This is a genomic window from Microbacterium sp. LMI12-1-1.1 (genome assembly GCF_040676455.1).
In the GTDB taxonomy this organism is placed as follows: Bacteria; Actinomycetota; Actinomycetes; order Actinomycetales; family Microbacteriaceae; genus Microbacterium.
This window is the reverse complement of the sequence record NZ_JBEGIA010000016.1, coordinates 24424-43496: the sequence shown is the minus strand read 5'-3', so window position 1 is coordinate 43496 and position 19073 is coordinate 24424. Positions and strand designations below refer to the sequence as shown.

Sequence of the window (19073 nt, the reverse complement as noted above, 5' to 3'; positions counted from 1 at the left end):
CCTGATGGTCCTACCCACAAGACACCGCGGCGTGCCGGGATGTGACAGCGCCGGCGCCACCGACAGCGACCGCAGCCGCGGAGGAGGGAGCGCCGGCGACCGTAGACTGTGACGATGCCGCAGACGATCGCGTTCACCAAGGGCCACGGCACCGGCAACGACTTCGTGATCGTCCCCGACCCCGACGGCGCGCTCGATCTCACCGACGACCAGGTCGCCGTGCTGTGCGACCGGCGCTTCGGCATCGGCGGCGACGGCATCCTGCGGGTGGTGCGGGCGAGCGCGATGGCCGAGGGAGCCGACGCGGCGGCTTCCGGAGCCGAGTGGTTCATGGACTACCGCAACGCCGACGGCTCGAAGGCCGAGATGTGCGGCAACGGCATCCGGGTGTTCGCCCGCTACCTCGTGGATGTCGGCTGGGCCGACGTCGACGCTGCACCGCTCGCGATCGGCACCCGGGCCGGCGTCAAGACCGTCACCCGCAGCGATCGCGGCTTCGAGGTCGACCTCGGCCGGTTCGCGGTCGACGACTCGGGCGTGCTGGTCCGCACCCGCGGCGGTGGAGCGCCGCGTCCCGGCATCGGGATCGACGTGGGCAACCCGCATGTGGTCGTGGCGCTCCCCGACGACGTCGAGCTGGAGGGCCTCGACCTCGCGGCGCAGCCGCAGCTGCACCCGGAGCCCGCGCATGGCGCGAACGTCGAGTTCGTCGTGCCCAGCGACCCTCTCGTGCGCGACGGCGTCGGGGCGATCCGCATGCGCGTGTTCGAGCGTGGAGTCGGCGAGACGCTGAGCTGCGGTACGGGCGTCGCGGCCGCGGCGCTGGCCGTGCGGCACTGGGCAGGTCCCGCCGCGCCCGACCACTGGGTCGTTGACGTTCCCGGCGGCACGCTGGGCGTGCGGATGCCGGAGCTCGACGGCGAGCGGCACGTGCTGCTGTCAGGGCCGGCGACCCTGGTCTACACCGGCGACGTCACGCTCGCGTAGCGGCGCTCAGAGTTCGGGCAGCGTGATCGGCTCGCTCTGGGGCGAGCCGTGGCGTCGCACCTTGAGCACCCGGAATCCGCGCGCCGTCGCGGCGCGGTAGACGCTGAAGCGACGATCGAGCGTCGACGCGAGCCATCGCTGGAGCGAGTCCGACCCGAGATTGCGCTGGACCACCAGCCAGGCGTCGGCGCGCTCGTCGAGGCGGGGGATCCACCGCTCGAGCAGGCCGTGCAGCTCGTTCTTGCCGACGCGGATGGGGGGATTCGAGCGGATGGTGCGGAACACGACGTCGTCGGGAACATCGTCGGGCAGCGCGGCGTTGACATTCGTGAGCCCGAGATCCGCCGCGTTGCGCCGCACGAGGTCCAGTGCTCGTTCGTTCACGTCGACGGCCCACACGGTCGCGTGCGGGGCGTCGAGTGCGAGGCTGAGTGCGATCGGTCCCCACCCGCAGCCGAGGTCGAGGAAGTTCCCTCCAGCCGGCGGCGGGGGAGTGTTCGACAGCAGCACCGCGGTTCCCGAGTCCACATGGTCGGGGCTGAAGACGCCCCCGGCTGTGGTGACCTCGAGATCGCGTCCGGCCAGCGAGACGCGGATGCGGCGCAGATTCTCGGGGCTGGCGGGCGTCGCACTGAAATAGTGGTCGCTCCCCATGGCTGACGAGCCTAGCGGAGGTGCTCCCCGGGAGGGGAGCGTAGAATTCACGGATGCCGCGAACCGGCCGATGAGCGTCGGAAAAGGCATCCCGAAAGGAACACATGACGGATACGACGACACCCCAGAGCACCGACGAGACGCCGGTCGACCCGGTGGATCGCGTGCTGGCGCGCGCCGAAGCGCGCTCGGGGGTGCACGTCTTCGGAGCCGCCCAGGCGCTCCAGGACGAGACCACGATCGGGCGCGCAGACACCGACGGCGAGCAGTGGGACCGCGAGGAGCGTGCGGCGCTGCGCCGCGTTCCGGGGCTCTCCACCGAGCTCGAGGACGTCACCGAGGTCGAGTACCGCCAGCTGCGACTCGAGAACGTCGTGCTGGTCGGCGTGCACGCGCAGGGCGAGACGGAGGACGCCGAGAACTCGCTGCGCGAGCTGTCGGCGTTGGCCGAGACCGCCGGCGCCGTCGTGCTCGACGGCGTGCTGCAGCGGCGGCCGCACCCGGATCCCGCGACCTACGTGGGACGCGGCAAGGCCGAGGAGCTGCGCGACATCGTCGCCGCCGTGGGCGCCGACACCGTGATCGCCGACACCGAACTCGCACCGAGCCAGCGACGTGCACTCGAGGACGTGGTGAAAGTCAAGGTGATCGACCGCACGACGGTGATCCTCGACATCTTCAGCCAGCACGCCAAGAGTCGCGAGGGCAAGGCGCAGGTCGAGCTCGCACAGCTCGAGTACCTGCTCCCGCGCCTGCGCGGCTGGGGTGACTCGATGAGCCGCCAGGCAGGTGGCCAGGTGGGCGCCGGCGGCGCGGGCATGGGCTCGCGCGGACCCGGTGAGACGAAGATCGAGCTCGATCGTCGTCGCATCCGCACGCGGATGGCCATGCTGCGCCGGCAGATCCGCGAGTTCGCACCGGCGCGCGACGCAAAGCGCGCCGAGCGCAAGCGGAACACGATCCCCTCGGTCGCGATCGCCGGGTACACGAACGCCGGCAAGTCGTCGCTGCTGAACCGGCTGACGAGCGCGGGCGTGCTGGTCGAGAACGCCCTCTTCGCGACGCTGGACGCGACCGTCCGGCGCAGCGAGACGAGCGACGGCCGCGTCTACACGCTCACCGACACCGTCGGGTTCGTGCGCAACCTGCCGCACCAGCTGGTCGAGGCGTTCCGCTCGACGCTCGAAGAGGTCGGCGATGCCGACGTCATCGTGCACGTGGTCGACGGCTCGCACCCGGATCCGGCCGCCCAGCTCGCGACGGTGCGTGACGTGATCGGCGATGTCGGGGCGCGCGACATCCCCGAGCTGATCGTGTTCAACAAGGCTGATCTCGTCGACGACGACACCCGTCTGCTGCTCCGCGGTCTCGAGCCGAGGGCGATCTTCGCGTCGTCGCGCACCGGCGAGGGCATCGAGGAGCTCCGGACGGCGATCGAGGACGCGCTGCCGCTTCCGGCGGTGGAGGTGCGCGCACTGGTGCCGTACGACCGCGGCGACCTGGTGTCCGCCATCCACGAGCAGGGCATGATCCTGTCGCAGGAGCACGAGGAGGGCGGCACGGCCGTCCACGCTCGCGTGGGCGAGCATCTCGCCGCGCGTCTCGCTCCGTTCGAGGTCTGACGCGCGTCGTCCCGCTCCTGCCGGGCGCAGGAGCGGGACGGCATGCGCGCGTTCAGGCGAGATCGAGCCGCGGTACGCCCGGCGTCTCGAACCCGAGGACCTGGCCGAGGAACGACAGCTCGGCCTCCATCGTGCGCACGAGCGTGTCGGCGCTGCGGAAGCCGTGGCCTTCACCCTCGAACGCCAGGTACGCGTGCGGGACGCCGTTCGCCGCGAGGGCGTCGCGCACGGCCTCCGACTGCGAGGGCGGCACGACCCGATCCTCCAGCCCCTGCTCGATCAGCAGCGGCGTCCGCATCCGGTCGAGGTGCGTCAGCGGTGACCGCTCGACGTACAGCTCCTCGGCCTCGGGGAGCGGGCCGACCATCCCGTCGAGATAGCGGGCCTCGAAGTCGTGGGTGTCTTCGGCGAGACGGCGCAGGTCCGCGACGCCGTAGCGGCTGATGCCCGCGGCGAAGGCGTCCGAGTTCGCGAGTGCGCAGAGCACCGTCCATCCGCCGGCGGAGCCTCCTGCGACGGCCAGACGACTCCCGTCGGCCGTGCCCGACGCGGCCAGGCCGCGCGCAGCAGCGACCACGTCGTCGACGTCGACGACGCCCCACTGTCCGAGCAGGCGCTCCCGGTAGGCCCGTCCGTACCCGCTCGAGCCGCCGTAGTTGACGTCGAGCACGCCGATGCCGCGGCTCGTCAGGTAGGCGATCTTGCCGGATGCCGCGCCGCCGACGTGATCGGTCGGCCCGCCGTGGACGAAGATCACGTACGGCGGCTTCTCGTCGCCGGGCCCGACGACGCGCGGGTTGGTCGGCGGGTAGTCGAACGCGTGCACGGGTCCATGCGGCCCGGGCACGGTGACGGCGCGCGCCCGCGGCATCCAGTCCGCGCCCCAGGGGGAGGCGCCGCCGACGACCAGCCGCGCCGTTCCGGGGTCGTCGACGTCCAGCTCCCAGAGCCCGGCACCGCCGGAGCCGGCGCCGGAGACGAGAACACGGCGGCCGCGGGCGTCCTCGATCGAGAGCCGCGTGACGGCGTCGAGCGGCAGCACGCGCGCCGTTCCGTGGAGGTCGATCAGCACGAGCGCGTCCGACCCGTCGGTCTGCACCGCGACGACGCGGCCGTCGTCCAGGGCCGTGAACCAGCGGGTGCCGAGCACCCACAGCGGCCCCCCGGTGTCGGCATCGCCCGGCGCGACCTGTTCGTGGTGAAGGTCGGCCGTGAGCCGAAGGCGCCACAGGTTCCACCTGCCGGTCGGATCGTCGGCGTACAGCACGTCGTCGTCGCCGACCCACACCGGCTGCAGCGGCGAGTGCGCCTCGGCGGGAGACGATTCGCCGCCCGCCACGGTCGTCCACTCCACGACCTCGCCGCCGTCGAGTCGCCCGACGCGCAGCTCGGCGCGGTCCCAGGCCATGTTCGGGTGGTTCCAGGCGATCCACGCGAGGTGCGCACCGTCCGGCGAGAGCGCGGGATGGGCGACGAAGTCGCTGCCGCCGGCGAGCGACGTGAGGCGTTCGGGATGCTGCAGCGCGGAGCCGTCGAGGGGGACGACGACGATGTCGCGCACCGGCGCGGCACCCGCCGTGTGGTCCTCCCGCACGGCCAGCAGCCGGCCGTGCTGCAGCGTGAGCCCGCCGTAGCGGACGTCGCCGGCGTCGGGCGTGAGCGGGCGCGGCTCGTCGTCGGGGGCGAGGCGCCAGATGCGCTGGTCGGACTTCTCCACGAAGTAGAGCACGCCGTCGTCGTCGGCGGTCCACGATCCGCCGCCGTACTCGTGCACGCGCGACCGCGCACTCCACGGCGCCGGGAGCACATCGACGACGGCGCCGGATGCCGCCCGCCGGCGCACGGCGGAACGTCCTCCCTCCTCGGCGACGGACTCGCCCCACCAGACTTCGGGCCGGCGGCGGCCGCTGCCGACGAAGCGGGCGCCCTCGAGGCGGGGAGATGCGGCCGACACCTCCGCCGCGGCGATCGGAGAGGGCCAGCTGCCGTACGGGAGAACGTCGGGTGTCGTCACGCAGACCACGGTACGACCAACGGTGCGCGTCGAGCGATCGAAACAGAAGGTCACAGGAGGCCGGGCGCGGGACTGCTCCGCTACCGTGGACGCATCGACGCCCGGTCGTCCGCGAGGACGCCCCCGAACCTGGGGGTTCCGGGCAGGAGCGACAGCCGAGCCCGGCACCCGCCCGCGATGACACCCCTTCCGCCGCACGGCGGAGGCGAGGTGCCGCGGCCGTCCGGGTCTTCCCGTTCGGCTGAGCCCGAGTCCGATCCCTGAGAAGCAGGCCCATGTCCATCGACCTGAGCACTCCTCCCGTGCCGATCTCGTTCGAGGTGTACCCGCCCCGATCCGATGCCGGCGTCGCCGCCCTCCACGAGACCATCCGCCATCTGGCGTCCGTCGACCCCCGGTTCATCTCGGTGACCTACGGCGCGGGCGGCTCGACCGGCGGACGCTCGCTCGAGCTGCTGACCCACATCCTGCGCGAGACCCACGTCGAGCCGCTTGCGCACCTGACGTGCGTGGGCAACACCTACGCGGGCGCCAACACGCTGATCCGGGAGTTCCTGGATGCCGGCATCACGAGCTTCCTCGCCCTGCGCGGCGACCCGCCGGCCGGGGCCTCCGAGGACGACGTCTTCCTGGGCGACCTCTCAAGCGCCGCCGAGCTCGTGCAGCTGATCGACCGCGTGCAGGCCGAGCGCGAGCCGTACACCGAGGCGCTGATCCCGGGTGTGCCGGGAGCCGTGCGCGTCGAGAAGCGGGCGCAGGTCGACATCGCGGTCGCGGCATTCCCGAACGGTCACCCCCGCTCGCGCCACGCGCTCGAGGACATCGACGCCCTCCTCGCCAAGCAGGCGGCGGGCGCCACGCTCGCGATCACCCAGCTGTTCTTCCACGCCGACGACTATCTCGCTTTCGTGGCGCGTTCGCGCGACGCCGGAGTGACGATCCCGATCCTCCCCGGCATCATGCCGATCACCTCGGGCGCTCGGCTGCGCCGCGTGCTCGAGCTGACGGGGGAGCAGCTGCCCGCCGACCTCGCCATCGCGCTCGACCTCGAGCCGACCGCGGAAGGGCAGCGCGAGGTGGGCATCGCGCACGCCGCGCGCCTCGCCCGCGAGGTCGTGGACGGCGGCGCGCCCGGCATCCATCTGTACGCGTTCAACAACCACGACACGGTGCTCGACGTGCTGCGTGAAGCCGGGGTGCTCGCCTCGGCGACGCGAATGCCCGACGCCGTCCACTGACCCGGACGCCGCGATCCGTCGGATGCCCCGACGGTCTCTTCGGCGACCCCCGAGAACCCCCACTCCGAGATGAACGAAGCGAAAGAGAGAGCACGATGACCGAACCCCGCATCACCTTCCCCCACGGCACGATCCTGGGCTATCCCCGGATCGGGCGCCGCCGCGAGCTGAAGCGCGCGGTCGAGGCGTATTGGTCCGGCCAGACCGACGCCGAGACCCTCGAGCAGACGGCGGCCGGACTGCGCCGCGCGACGCGCGAGCGCCTCGCCGAGCTCGGCCTCGGTCGCGACGACTCGTCGATCCCGGAGTCGTTCTCGTTCTACGACCAGGTGCACGACGCGGCCGTCACGGTCGGCGCGCTGCCCGACCGGTTCGGCGCGCTCCGCGATGCCGACGGCGGCATCGGCCTGGACGCGTACTTCACCGCCGCGCGCGGTGCGGGCGAGGACGCCCCCCTCGAGATGACCAAGTGGTTCGACACGAACTACCACTACCTCGTGCCCGAGGTCGGCCCCGAGACGGTCTTCGCCGTCTCGAGCGACCGCTTCGCGCGCCAGGTGGCAGAGGCGAAGGCTGACGGATTCACCGTTCGCCCGGTGATCGTGGGCCCGGTGACGCTCCTCGCGCTCGCGAAGCCGACGGATGCCGCGCCCCAGGGCTTCGACCCCCTCAGCCGGCTCGACGACCTGCTGCCGGTGTACGCGGAGCTGCTGGCGAGTCTGCGAGCCTCGGGCGCCGAGTGGGTGCAGCTGGACGAGCCTGCGCTCGTCAGCGAGAGCCTGCCGGCCGACGCGGCCGCGCTGGCGGATGCCGCGGCCCGCGCATATGCCGCGCTGGGGGTGCGTGGCGACCGGCCCGCGATCCTCGTCGCGGCCGGCTATGCGCAGCTGTCGACCGAGGCGTGGACGGCGCTCGCGGCCGCTCCTATCGAGGCGGTCGCCATCGATCTGACCCGCGGTGCGGTGCCCGAGGCTGTGCCGGGCCTGGACCGCAAGACGCTCGTGGGCGGGGTCGTCGACGGACGCAACGTGTGGCGAGGCGATCTCGACGCCGCGTGGGAGCGGCTGCAGGCGCTGCACGCGCTCGGAGCGTCGGAGATCAGCGCGGGCACTTCGACCTCGCTGCAGCATGTGCCGCACGACGTCGAGGACGAGACGACGCTCGACCCGCGCCTGGTGACGTGGCTGGCGTTCGCCGACCAGAAGGTGACGCAGGTGGCGAGCCTCGCGCGCGGACTGGTCAGTGGCCGTCCGGCCATCGCGGACGCGCTGGCCGAGGCATCCGCCGCGCTCACGGATCGGCGCAGTGCGCCTGGCGTGCGCGATGGAGCGGTGCGGGAGCGGGCGTCGGCGCTCGGTGCGGACGACTTCGCCCGCGGCGACTACGACGACCGCGTGGCGGCGCAGGAGGTCGAGCTCGCACTCCCGGTCCTGCCGACGACCACGATCGGATCGTTCCCCCAGACCGGCGACATCCGGCGCGCGCGTGCGCGGCACGGCCGCGGTGAGCTCAGCGCCGACGAGTACGAGAGCTTCCTGCGCGATGAGATCGCGCAGGTGGTGACGCTGCAGGAGGACATCGGGCTCGATGTTCTCGTGCACGGCGAGGCCGAGCGCAACGACATGGTGCAGTACTTCGCCGAGAACCTCGAGGGCTTCGCGGTCACCGAGAACGGCTGGGTGCAGTCCTACGGCTCGCGCGCGACCCGGCCGTCGATCCTGTGGGGCGACGTCGCGCGTCCCGAGGCGATCACCGTCGCATGGTCCGCCTTCGCGCAGTCGCTGACCGACAAGCCGATGAAGGGGATGCTGACCGGTCCGGTGACGATCCTGGCGTGGTCGTTCGTCCGCGACGACCAGCCGCTGGGGGAGACGGCGAACCAGGTGGCGCTCGCCCTTCGCGACGAGATCGCCGACCTCGAAGGCGCCGGCATCCGCGTCATCCAGGTCGACGAGCCGGCGCTGCGCGAACTGCTGCCGCTCAAGCGCGCCGACCAGCCGGCCTACCTGGAGTGGTCGGTCGGCTCGTTCCGCCTCGCGACCGCCGGCGCTGCGCCGGCCACGCAGGTGCACACGCACCTCTGCTACTCGGAGTTCGACGTCGTGATCGACGCGATCGCGGCGCTGGACGCCGACGTGACCTCGATCGAGGCGGCCCGCAGCCGCGGCGAGGTGATCGGAGACATCGCGACGTCCGGCTTCGCCGCCGGCATCGGACCGGGCGTCTACGACATCCACTCGCCGCGCGTGCCGTCGGTGGACGAGATCACTCAGCTCCTCGACCGCACGGTCGCCGAGCTGCCGCTGCGCCGCGTCTGGGTCAATCCGGACTGCGGGCTGAAGACCCGCGGGTACGACGAGACCGTGGCGTCGCTGAAGAACCTCGTGGCGGCGACGCAGGCGGTGCGGGCGACCGTGCCGGCCTAGGAGCCCTTCTTCGATCCGGGTGCCGCGGCCGCGTCGGTCGCGGCATCCGTCTCGATCACGAGAGTGTCGGCGTCGGGGTCGGCGGGATCGCCGTCGACGATCACGACGGTGTCGGCCTCGCCGTCGACGGCAGGCACCGACTCGGCGGCACCGGCGGCAGCTGCTGCTTCGTCGGCGAGTGCAGCGGCGGCCGCGGCCTCTTCGGGACGGCGCTGCAGCAGCTCGAACACCCACCAGACGATGAGCCACACGACGAGCACGAGGAACACCTCGCCGACCGAGAGCGGGCGCAAGAGCATCAGCCACACGATGGCCAGGGCTCCGAGCACGATCCGCACGAGCACGCGCTGGGCGTAGAGCCACGCGCCGAACCGGCCCGTGTCGACACCGCGCTTGAGCAGGGCACCCCGCGCGCCGGCGTTGATGGAGGCGACGCCGCCGCGCGCGGCGCGTGCGCCCCGCCAGCGGCCCGACATCCAGGCGATGACGGCGATCACCACGCCCAGCAGGGTGAGGACCACCGCGGTGTCGCGCATCGCCGAGGTGATCTGTTCGTACATCGATGCGAGGGCGCCCGCCGGAACACCGAGGTTCGGCGCGCTGAGCGCGAGGATCGACCCGCCGATGCCCAGGCCCATCGCCAGCACGCCCGCGCCGAGCGCGATGCCGACGCCGGTGCCCAGCACGGCGGTGGACCGTCGCCGTGCGATGAGGATGCCGGCGAGGAAGAGCACCAGCGCGACGATCGGGGTCCACCAGCCCGCGGCGACCGCGAGGTTGTAGACGGTGCCGACGACGGTGAGCGCGTCGCTCTGCGCGACCACGATGGTCCTGTCGATGACCGGGATCGACTCGGCGAACCCGATCCCGCGGTCGACGAGCCGCTTCTTGACCTCTTCGATGATCGGCCCGAGCTGGATGCCGACCTCGCCGTTCTCGCCGATGACCACCGCACCCGAGGAGGTGCCGCCGGCTGCGACCGCCGCGAGCGATCGGTGGCTCGCGCGCAGCGCCGTCTCCCACACATCCGCGAAGGCGTCGGACTCCACCAGCCGGGTGACCGTGGTGTCGACGAGGTTCTGGAGGCCCTGGGCGGCGGGCGCGCGGAGCAGGTCGAGTGCGGCGAGAGCGCGCGGCGGCAGGTCGAGCTGCTGGATGCCGTCGAACAGGTCGTTGGTGAGGCCTTCGAGGTCGAGGGAGTCCTCGATGGCGACGGTCACCTGATCGGCGACCATCGCCTGCACCTGCGGGTCGTCGGCGAGCGGTGCGAACGTCTCGACGAATCGCGTCTCGTCGACGAGTTCGACGCGCGCCCAGGCGGCGACGATGGAGACCGGCACGAGGATCGTCGCGATGACGATGCACAGCGCCGACAGGAAGGCCCGCCAGCGGTTGCCGTGCGGCCTGTCCGTGGCCGCGGCCGTCACCGGTGGTGAGGGCGGCGTCTCGGCGCGCAGGCGGGCGTTCTCGGCTTCGAGGGCGTCGAGGCGCGCGCGGAGCGCGGCAGTCTCGTCTGCGGCGGTGAGGTCGGTCATTCCCCCCTTATAGCGCCTGCGGATGACGCACCGCCACCCACCTCGCGGTTCGGCGTCGAACTCCGGCCTCGAACGCGTCCGACACCGGGATCCGTCGGCGCGAGGTTCAGACGGCGCGCAGTACCGCGACGACCTTGCCGAGCACCGTGGCCTCGTCGCCCAGAATGGGCTCGAACGCGGAGTTGCGGGGGAGCAGCCACGTGTGGCCGTCGCGCTGACGGAACGTCTTGACCGTCGCCTCGCCGTCGAGCATCGCGGCGACGATCTCGCCGTTGTCCGCGGTGGCCTGCGACCGTACGACGACCCAGTCGCCGTCGCAGATGGCCGCGTCGATCATCGACTCGCCCGACACCTTCAGCATGAACAGGTCGCCCTTGCCGACGAGCTGGCGGGGGAGCGGGAAGATCTCCTCGACCTGCTGCTCGGCCGTGATGGGCACGCCGGCGGCGATGCGGCCGACGAGGGGCACCAGTGCGGCATCGCCCACGGAGGGCGAGGTGTCGGCGGGGCTCTCGGTCGCGGTGCCGGGCAGGTCGATCAGCACCTCCATCGCGCGGGTCTTGCCCGCGTCGCGACGCAGGTAGCCGCTCAGCTCGAGCTGGTTGAGCTGGTGGGTGACGCTGGAGAGCGACTTCAGGCCCACCGCGTCGCCGATCTCGCGCATGCTCGGCGGGTAGCCGTGCCGTGCGATCGACCGCTGGATCACCTCGAGGATCGCCAGCTGCTTGTCGCTGAGGCTCTTGCGCCGACGAGTCTGGGGCTTGTCTCGCCCGGCCGCGTCGCTCATCTTCCGGCTCCGTCCTGCGCTCGGCGGTGGAGCGCTGTTTCTTCGAATGTCGGAGGCCCGTGGTGGGGTTCTCGTATCGAAACCGTATCCGGATCGCGGGCATCTGGGGAACAACCCGGCCGCGTGTCGCGTTCGAGAGATCGGCGCCCGGATCCGGTATTGACATCCTACAGACTCGAAGATAGCTTCGGAAGAGAGGTTCGCATTCTCCACTCCCGGCCGAGTGGAGAATGCGAATCTCTCCCCATCAGGAGGAGCCCAGCATGACCGCGATCGACTTCACGACATCCGTCCCGTCGCCGACGCGCGCCGCGCGTGTCGCGGCGCAGCGCGTGCACGGCACGGCACGGCAGCTCGCCGGGGGCACTCCGCAGCAGGCGTTCATGCGACCGGCGGCTGCGCCGTCGACGCGACTGCGCCTCACGATCCGCGGCCGGAGAGTGCTGGCCGCGATCGCCGCTCTGCCCGCCGTCATCGCGCTGAGCGCCGCTGTCATCGGCGGCGGCGCGGCTCTGGCCTCGCGTGACGCGGGCGCGCCTGCAGGTTCGTTCAGCACGGTGACCGTGGCTGACGGCGACTCGCTGTGGAGCATCGCGGAAGACATCGCCCCCGATCGCGATCCGCGCGACGTCGTCGATGAGCTCGTGCGACTGAACGCTCTCGACAGCGTCGTCGTGCAGGCCGGTCAGAGCATCGCGATCCCGGCAGCCTACGACAGCGGACGCTGAGCCGCTCCCGTCGGTCGGGTGACCGTCGCCCGGCGTCACGCGGCGGTCGAGCAGCACCGCACGCGCCTACCATGGGAGAGGTGAGTGCACGTCTCGAAGACCTCCCCATACGCGCCGATCTCCGCGGCCAGAAGCCGTACGGTGCCCCGCAGGCGCCGCTGCCGGTGGCCCTCAACGTCAACGAGAACACGCATCCCGTTCCGCCGGAGGTCGCCGACGACATCCTGGACTCGATCGCGCGGGCGCTCAGCGATGTGAACCGGTATCCCGACCGCGAGTTCACAGCCCTGCGCGAGGGCTTCGCCGGCTATCTCGGCCACGGCCTCACCCGCGACGAGATCTGGGCGGCCAACGGCTCGAACGAGGTGCTCCAGCACATCCTGCAGGCGTTCGCCGGACCGGGCCGCACGGCCTTCGGCTTCGCACCCACCTACTCGATGTATCCGCTGCTCACCCGCGGTACCGGTGCCGAGTGGATCTCGGGCACCCGAGCGGCCGACTACTCGATCGCGGCGGACGATGCCGCGGCCCAGGTGTCGGACGCCTCTCCCGACGTGGTGTTCCTGTGCTCGCCGAACAACCCCACCGGCACCCCGCTCGGACTCGACGTGGTGGAGGCCGTGTACGAGGCGACGGACGGCATCGTGATCGTCGACGAGGCGTACTTCGAGTTCGCGCCGCACGACGAGCGGTCCGCCCTGACGCTGCTGCCCGATCGCGAGCGGCTCGTCGTGTCGCGCACCATGAGCAAGGCGTTCGCGTTCGCGGGTGCGCGCGTGGGCTACATGGCTGCCGACCCGGCGCTCATCGATGCGCTCCGGCTGGTGCGCCTGCCGTATCACCTCAGCGCGCTCACGCAGGCGGCGGCGACCGCGGCGCTGCGGCACGCGCCCACGATGCTGGGCATGGTCGACGAGATCGTCGCGCAGCGCGACCGCATCTCGGCGACGGTCGAGGCGCTCGGCTACACGCCCCACGAGTCGTGGACGAACTTCGTGCTGTTCGGGGGAGTAGCCGACCCGGCGGCCACGTGGCGCGCGCTCTACGACGAGGGGGTGCTCATCCGCGACGTCGGCATCCCGGCGCACCTGCGGGTCACGGCGGGCACCGACGAGGAGACGACCGCCTTCCTCGACGCCCTCGCCTCGGTAGGATCGGCGGCATGAGCGCCGCACCACGAACCGCCTCGCTGCGACGGGCGACGAGCGAGTCGACCGTCGAGCTCGAGCTCGATCTCGACGGCACCGGCCGCAGCCGCATCGACACGACGGTGCCGTTCTTCGACCACCTGCTCACGGCGTTCGCCAAGCACTCGCTCACCGATCTGACGGTGCGGGCCTCGGGCGACACCGACATCGACGCGCACCACACGGTGGAGGACATCTCGATCGTGCTGGGCCAGGCGATCCGCGAGGCCCTCGGCGACAAGTCCGGCATCTCGCGGTACGGCGACGCCCTCGTGCCCCTCGACGAGGCGCTCGCGCAGGCCGTCGTCGACATCAGCGGCCGTCCCTACCTCGTGCACACCGGCGAGCCTGCAGGCTTCGAGCACCACCTCATCGGCGGCCACTTCACGGGGTCCCTCGTGCGCCACACGTTCGAGGCCATCTCGTACAACGCCGCGCTCACGGTCCACGTGCGGGTGCTGTCGGGCCGCGACCCGCACCACATCGCCGAGGCCGAGTACAAGGCCTTCGCGCGCGCGTTCCGCCAGGCGAAGGCGCTCGACCCGCTGGTGCACGGCATCCCGAGCACGAAGGGCGCCCTGTGAGCGAAAGCACGCCCTCCCGCGGCGAGCGGCCGCTCGTGGCCGTCCTCGACTATGGGTCGGGCAATGTGCACTCTGCCGTCAAGGCGCTGGTCGCGGCGGGAGCGGATGCGCGGCTGACGGCTGATCGTGGTCTGATCCGCGACGCCGACGGCCTCTTCGTGCCGGGTGTCGGCGCCTTCCGCGCGGTGGCGGAGGCGCTGCGCGCCAGCCGCGGCGACGAGCTCATCGAGCGTCGCCTCGCCGGCGGACGCCCGGTGCTCGGGGTCTGCGTCGGCATGCAGATCTTCTTCGAGCGCGGCGTCGAGCGCGGCGTCGACACCGAGGGACTCGGCGAATGGCCGGGTGTCGTCACCGAGCTCGACGCACCCGTCCTGCCGCACATGGGCTGGAACACCGTCGAGCCCGGCGAGGGCACACGCCTCTTCCGCGGCATCGAGCACGAGCGGTTCTACTTCGTGCACTCGTTCGGTGCCCAGAAGTGGCTGCTCGACGTCCAGCCGCCGTTCCCCCAACCGGTCCTGACCTGGTGCGACTACGGCGCACCGTTCCTCGCAGCGGTCGAGAACGGCCCGCTGTCGGCCACTCAGTTCCACCCCGAGAAGTCGGGGGATGCCGGCATCCGACTGCTGGCGAATTGGATCGACGGGCTTCGCAGGGCTACCCTCTGAGACCGTGCCGTCTGCGGGAGCGCGTGCTTCCGGGATCCGCCCCCCACAGCTTTCGATGCCTGAACCAGGAGCCATGAACGATTTCGCGTCCACACCCAAGCTCGTCCTCCTGCCCGCCGTCGACGTCGCCGACGGCAAGGCCGTCCGCCTGACGCAGGGCGAGGCGGGTACCGAGACGAACTACGGCGATCCCGTCGACGCCGCGCTCGACTTCGCACGGCAGGGCGCCGAGTGGATCCACCTCGTCGACCTCGACGCCGCCTTCGGCCGCGGCAGCAACGTCGGCGTGCTCCGCAAGGTGATCAAGCAGGTCAAGGGCGTGCAGGTCGAGCTGTCGGGCGGCATCCGCGACGATCGCACCCTCGAGGCTGCGCTCGAGAGCGGTGCGTCGCGGATCAACCTCGGCACGGCCGCGCTCGAGAACCCTGAGTGGGCTGCCGACGTCATCGGCCGCTACGGCGACGCGATCGCGGTGGGCCTCGACGTGCGCGGCACGACCCTGGCCGCCCGCGGGTGGACCCGCGAGGGCGGCGACCTGTGGACGGTCCTCGACCGTCTCGAGTCGGCCGGCTGCAGCCGGTACGTCGTCACCGACGTCACCAAGGACGGCACTCTCAAGGGTCCGAACCTCGACCTGCTGCGTGAGCTCACCTCGCGCACGCCGAAGCCGGTCGTCGCCTCGGGTGGCGTGTCGAGCCTCGACGACATCGCAGCCCTGCGCGATCTCGTCCCGCTCGGTGTCGAGGGAGCGATCGTGGGCAAGGCGCTGTACGCCGGCGCGTTCACGCTCGCCGAGGCGCTGGATGTCGCCGGATACTGATCCTCCTGCCGTCCCGGGTCACGGACCCGGCGGCGACTCCGCCGGCGTGCCCTGGGAGGGGCGCAGCTTCCAGTCGAACCCGCATGCCTCCGACGACGGCTCCGCCGACCCGGCGCTGCTGGCGGCACTCACCGCGTTCCGCGCGGGCTCGGGCGGGCAGCGAGAGGTGATCGACGCCTACCGGGCGGCCCGCCTGCTCATCCCGCTCGTCGCCGAGAAGGGCGACCACGGCATCGGCGCCCACGGCCTCGAGGTCGACAAGACCCAGGAGCTGTCGATCGTCACCGTGGCCGCGCCCGACGGACGCCGGGTGCTGCCGGTGTTCTCGTCCGTGGATGCGATGAAGCGATGGGATGCCGAGGCCCGGCCGGTTCCCGCCGACGGCGTCCGCACCGCGCTGTCGGCCGCCGCGGACGACACCGATCTCATCGTGCTCGACCCGGGCTCCGACACCGAGTTCGTCATCCGTCGCCCAGCCGTGTGGGCGATCGGCCAGGGAAAGCCGTGGGAGCCGAGCTTCCTGTCGCCCGAGGTCTTCGCCGGACTGCACGACAGCATCGGCGGCGAGCTGGCGGTCATCGATCTGTCCGTGGAGCCCGGCGACCCCGACGCACGCCTCCGCGGGCCGGAGCTCGTGGTGCGCCTTCACCTGATGGACGGCCTCGAGAAGGCCGAGCTCGACGCCGTGCTGGCGCGGCTCGCCTCGCGGTGGGCCGCGGATGACCGCATCGCGGTGCTCGTCGACTCGCTCACGGTCAAGCTCGTCCGCGCCTGAGCCGGCGTAACCGACCCCCGTGCGGCGGGGCCCATGGCCTCAGGCTCAGGCTCAGGCTCAGGCGCAGCCGTTCGCCTCGGCTCTTGCGGCCGGGACCGCGCGCGGCGCATGATCGGGTCGGCGAAGGGGGCCCGGCATGGACGACGGCGTGACCGTGGAGCAGTACCGGGAGGCGCTCGAGGTCGCCCATCGACACGCGTTGAGCTGGCTGGAGGCGCTGGCCGATCGCCCGATCCGTCCGGAGGCCGACGCCGACGGGATTCTGACGAGGCTGCCCGACGTCCTGCCCGATGAGGGGATGCCGCCGACGGCGGTGGTCGAGGAGCTCGCGGACGCAGCCGGGCCGGGTCTCATCGCGCTCGGCTCGCCGCGGTTCTATGGCCTGGTCATCGGCGGGACCTACCCGGCTGCGCTCGCCTCGGATTGGCTGGTTTCGGCGTGGGATCAGAACGCCGGTGCGCGGCAGCTGACCCCGGCGGCTGCCGCGGTCGAGGAGGTCGCCGCCTCCTGGCTCCTCGAACTGCTCGGCCTGCCCGCCGGGAGCGGTGTGGGATTCGTGACGGGTGGGACGATGGCCAACTTCACGTGCCTCGTCGCGGCACGTGACGCCGTCCTGCGCGGCGCCGGCGCGGACCCCGCGGCCGGGATCCAGCAGGCACCCGTCATCCGCTTCCTCGCGGGCGACGCCGTCCACGTGTCGATGGTGCTGGCAGGTCGGCTCGCGGGTCTGGGAGCGCCGAGGACCGTCGGCGCAGATGATCAGGGGCGGATCGATGTCGGCGGGCTCGAGCGGGCGCTCGCCGAGGGAACGGGGCCGGCCATCGTCGCGCTGCAGGCGGGCGACGTGCACTCGGGTGCCTTCGACGACTTCGCGAACGCGGTCGAGGTCGCCCACAGAGGCGGCGCCTGGGTGCACGTCGACGGGGCGTTCGGCCTCTGGGCGGCCGCGAGCCCGCGCCTGCAGCACCTCGTCGCCGGACTCGCCGGCGCCGATTCGTGGGCCACCGACGCGCACAAGACGCTCAATGTGCCGTACGACTGCGGCGTCGCGATCGTGCGCGACGAGGCCGCGATGACGGCTGCGCTCGGGGCGCACGCCGCGTATCTGCCCGCGATCATGAGCGTCTCCGATCCGTACGACCGCGTCCCCGAGTTCTCGCGCCGCGCGCGGGGCGTGCCGGTCTGGGCGGCGCTGCGCTCCCTCGGCAGGGACGGCGTGGTGGCGCTGATCGACGGGCTGGCGGATGCCGCGGCGACGCTCGCCGCCGGGTTCGGCGAGATTCCCGGCCTCGAGGTGCTCAACGACGTCGTGTTCACCCAGGTGAGCCTCGCCGCGCCGGACGACGCGATGACCGCGGCGCTGGGGGAGTGGCTGCGCGACGAGGGGACGGTCTGGGCCTCGTCATCGGTGTGGCGCGGCCGCACGGTGGTGCGCTTCGCGGTGAGCAATCACGGCACCGATGCCGAGGCCGTGCGCCGCACGGTGGACGCCGTGGCGCGCGGCGCCGCCGCGCTGGGCATCGAGGGCTGAGCGCGATCGCGCCCGTCGTCAGGTCTGCCTGCCGTGGGTGTCGACGCGCTTCGCTCGCTCAACCTTGACCCGTCGCACATCAACGCTCGCTGGCGCTCGCATCGACCCGCGACACGTCAAGTGACGGGCCCGGTCCACTTCTCGCCGGGGCCCTTGCCGATCGGATCGGGGATCACGGATGCCTCGCGGAACGCCAGCTGCACCGAACGCAGGCCGTCGCGCAGCGAGCGTGCGTGCATGTCGCTGATCTCGGGGGCGCCCGCGGTGATGAGGCCGGCCAGGGCGTTGATGAGCTTGCGCGCCTCGTCGAGGTCGGTCTGCGTCGCGGGGTCGTCGGCGAGGCCGACCTTGACCGCGGCAGCGCTCAGCAGGTGCACGGCGGCGGTCGTGATGACCTCGACGGCCGGCACCTCGGCGATGTCGCGCGAGGCGGAGGCCGCGGCGCGCTCCTGCTCTTCCCAGCGGGCCTGACGCTCGGCATCCACCGCCGTCGTGCTCGTCGTATCGCCGTCCTGGTCTCGAATCGTGTCCACGCCGTTCTCTCTGATAGACTGCTGCGGTCTCCGGTGCGTTCTGTACCGGATCGGAAAGTGGATCACATCCCACCCGCGCTTGCCGTTCCAGGCTACCGGGTCATGCACTCCGCCCCGACCGTCCTGCGGCCACGCAGAAACGGGAGGGGTAGCCGCCAGGGCAACCGCGCGGGAGCTCCGTCACAGGAGAGGGTGCAGGAAGTCGGCGCTCGAAGCGTCTGACGGGTGGAGTGGATCTTCCTCCGCCCGCGACATGAACATGTGTCGCGGTGGTCCAACCCATAACCCAAGGAGTTCCGCATCAGCGATCCCCGCACCAACGACCGCATCCGCGTCCCCGAGGTCCGCCTCGTCGGACCCGCGGGTGAGCAGGTCGGCGTCGTCCGCATCGAGGTGGCGCTGCGCCTGGCCCAGGAGGCCGACCTCGATCTCGTCGAGGTGGCCCCGAACTCGAAGCCGCCCGTGGTCAAGATCATGGACTACGGCAAGTTCAAGTACGAGGCTGCGCAGAAGGCCAAGGAAGCGCGTCGCAATCAGGCGAACACCGTCCTCAAGGAGGTCCGGTTCCGTCTGAAGATCGAGGCCCACGACTACATAACCAAGCTCAAGCGCGCCGAGGGCTTCCTGCAGGCGGGCGACAAGGTCAAGGCGATGATCCTGTTCCGTGGCCGCGAGCAGTCGCGCCCCGAGCAGGGTGTGCGTCTCCTCCGCAAGTTCGCGGAGGACGTCGCCGAGTTCGGCACGGTCGAGTCCAACCCGACGATCGACGGCCGCAACATGGTGATGGTGGTCGCCCCGCACAAGAACAAGTCCGAGGTGAAGACCGAGCAGAACGCGCAGCGCGCCGCCAACAAGGAGGCAGCGCGTTCCGCCCGCAGCGGCGGTGGCCCGCAGGGCGACGCCGACTCGGAGAGCTCCGACACCGCAGCCGAGACAGCTCCGGCCGCCGAGTCCGAGACCGCCACGGCCGAATAGGCCCCCACA

Annotated in this window: 17 protein-coding genes; 12 read left to right on the top strand and 5 right to left on the bottom strand. The window is 71.8% G+C overall.

Annotated features, from left to right (window positions below; genetic code table 11):
* Window positions 1–114 precede the first annotated feature (114 nt).
* The gene (gene dapF, locus MRBLMI12_RS18300) at window positions 115–987 is read left to right on the top strand and encodes a diaminopimelate epimerase (protein WP_363357683.1); all 873 of its coding nucleotides are present in this window, start codon (window positions 115–117) and stop codon (window positions 985–987) included.
* Between the two features lie 6 nt (window positions 988–993).
* On the opposite strand, the gene MRBLMI12_RS18295 is transcribed toward dapF, so the two are convergent.
* Complete coding sequence (locus MRBLMI12_RS18295) at window positions 994–1641, bottom strand: class I SAM-dependent methyltransferase (RefSeq protein WP_363357682.1); 648 nt, start codon at window positions 1639–1641, stop codon at window positions 994–996.
* Between the two features lie 104 nt (window positions 1642–1745).
* On the opposite strand from MRBLMI12_RS18295, the gene hflX reads away from it, so the two are divergent.
* Window positions 1746–3263: a GTPase HflX gene (gene hflX / locus MRBLMI12_RS18290; protein ID WP_363357681.1), complete on the top strand. Its 1518-nt coding sequence runs from the start codon at window positions 1746–1748 to the stop codon at window positions 3261–3263.
* Window positions 3264–3315: 52 nt separating this feature from the next.
* Here the strand turns inward: hflX and MRBLMI12_RS18285 are convergent, their stop codons facing one another.
* Complete coding sequence (locus MRBLMI12_RS18285; protein WP_363357680.1) at window positions 3316–5277, bottom strand: S9 family peptidase; 1962 nt, start codon at window positions 5275–5277, stop codon at window positions 3316–3318.
* Between the two features lie 275 nt (window positions 5278–5552).
* Here MRBLMI12_RS18285 and MRBLMI12_RS18280 point away from each other — a divergent pair, with 275 nt between their 5' ends.
* Window positions 5553–6515, top strand: coding sequence for a methylenetetrahydrofolate reductase (locus MRBLMI12_RS18280; RefSeq protein WP_363357679.1), 963 nt, complete (start codon window positions 5553–5555; stop codon window positions 6513–6515).
* 95 nt (window positions 6516–6610) lie between these two features.
* Window positions 6611–8941 carry a 5-methyltetrahydropteroyltriglutamate--homocysteine S-methyltransferase gene (gene metE, locus MRBLMI12_RS18275; RefSeq protein ID WP_363357678.1) on the top strand — a complete coding sequence of 777 codons (2331 nt, stop codon included), beginning with the start codon at window positions 6611–6613 and terminating at the stop codon, window positions 8939–8941.
* Here the strand turns inward: metE and MRBLMI12_RS18270 are convergent.
* On the bottom strand, window positions 8938–10476 hold the full coding sequence (locus MRBLMI12_RS18270; protein WP_363357677.1) for a hypothetical protein: 1539 nt from the start codon (window positions 10474–10476) through the stop codon (window positions 8938–8940). The genes metE and MRBLMI12_RS18270 overlap by 4 nt on opposite strands.
* 106 nt (window positions 10477–10582) lie before the next feature.
* Complete coding sequence (gene lexA / locus MRBLMI12_RS18265) at window positions 10583–11263, bottom strand: transcriptional repressor LexA (protein ID WP_349427076.1); 681 nt, start codon at window positions 11261–11263, stop codon at window positions 10583–10585.
* Between the two features lie 383 nt (window positions 11264–11646).
* On the opposite strand from lexA, the gene MRBLMI12_RS18260 reads away from it, so the two are divergent.
* The 7 genes from MRBLMI12_RS18260 (at window position 11647) to MRBLMI12_RS18230 (ending at window position 17556) form a co-directional block, all read left to right on the top strand.
* Entirely contained in the window at window positions 11647–11991 is a 345-nt protein-coding gene (locus tag MRBLMI12_RS18260; protein ID WP_349429118.1) for a LysM peptidoglycan-binding domain-containing protein, read from the top strand.
* A 71-nt stretch (window positions 11992–12062) separates the two neighbouring features.
* Complete coding sequence (locus MRBLMI12_RS18255) at window positions 12063–13157, top strand: histidinol-phosphate transaminase (RefSeq protein WP_363357676.1); 1095 nt, start codon at window positions 12063–12065, stop codon at window positions 13155–13157.
* Window positions 13154–13762 carry an imidazoleglycerol-phosphate dehydratase HisB gene (gene hisB / locus MRBLMI12_RS18250; protein WP_363357675.1) on the top strand — a complete coding sequence of 203 codons (609 nt, stop codon included), beginning with the start codon at window positions 13154–13156 and terminating at the stop codon, window positions 13760–13762. The genes MRBLMI12_RS18255 and hisB overlap by 4 nt, the downstream gene beginning before the upstream one ends.
* The gene (hisH, locus tag MRBLMI12_RS18245; RefSeq protein WP_363357674.1) at window positions 13759–14430 is read left to right on the top strand and encodes an imidazole glycerol phosphate synthase subunit HisH; all 672 of its coding nucleotides are present in this window, start codon (window positions 13759–13761) and stop codon (window positions 14428–14430) included. The genes hisB and hisH overlap by 4 nt, the downstream gene beginning before the upstream one ends.
* A gap of 73 nt (window positions 14431–14503) precedes the next feature.
* Window positions 14504–15250, top strand: coding sequence for a bifunctional 1-(5-phosphoribosyl)-5-((5-phosphoribosylamino)methylideneamino)imidazole-4-carboxamide isomerase/phosphoribosylanthranilate isomerase PriA (priA, locus tag MRBLMI12_RS18240; RefSeq protein ID WP_349427080.1), 747 nt, complete (start codon window positions 14504–14506; stop codon window positions 15248–15250).
* The gene (locus MRBLMI12_RS18235) at window positions 15234–16025 is read left to right on the top strand and encodes an SseB family protein (protein WP_363357673.1); all 792 of its coding nucleotides are present in this window, start codon (window positions 15234–15236) and stop codon (window positions 16023–16025) included. The genes priA and MRBLMI12_RS18235 overlap by 17 nt, the downstream gene beginning before the upstream one ends.
* Window positions 16026–16161: 136 nt before the next feature.
* Entirely contained in the window at window positions 16162–17556 is a 1395-nt protein-coding gene (locus MRBLMI12_RS18230) for a pyridoxal phosphate-dependent decarboxylase family protein (RefSeq protein ID WP_363357672.1), read from the top strand.
* Window positions 17557–17672: 116 nt separating this feature from the next.
* Here MRBLMI12_RS18230 and MRBLMI12_RS18225 read toward each other — a convergent pair whose 3' ends face one another.
* Entirely contained in the window at window positions 17673–18041 is a 369-nt protein-coding gene (locus MRBLMI12_RS18225) for a DUF1844 domain-containing protein (RefSeq protein WP_163620451.1), read from the bottom strand.
* Window positions 18042–18389: 348 nt separating this feature from the next.
* On the opposite strand from MRBLMI12_RS18225, the gene infC reads away from it, so the two are divergent.
* Entirely contained in the window at window positions 18390–19064 is a 675-nt protein-coding gene (gene infC / locus MRBLMI12_RS18220; RefSeq protein WP_349429119.1) for a translation initiation factor IF-3, read from the top strand.
* Window positions 19065–19073: the final 9 nt, after the last annotated feature.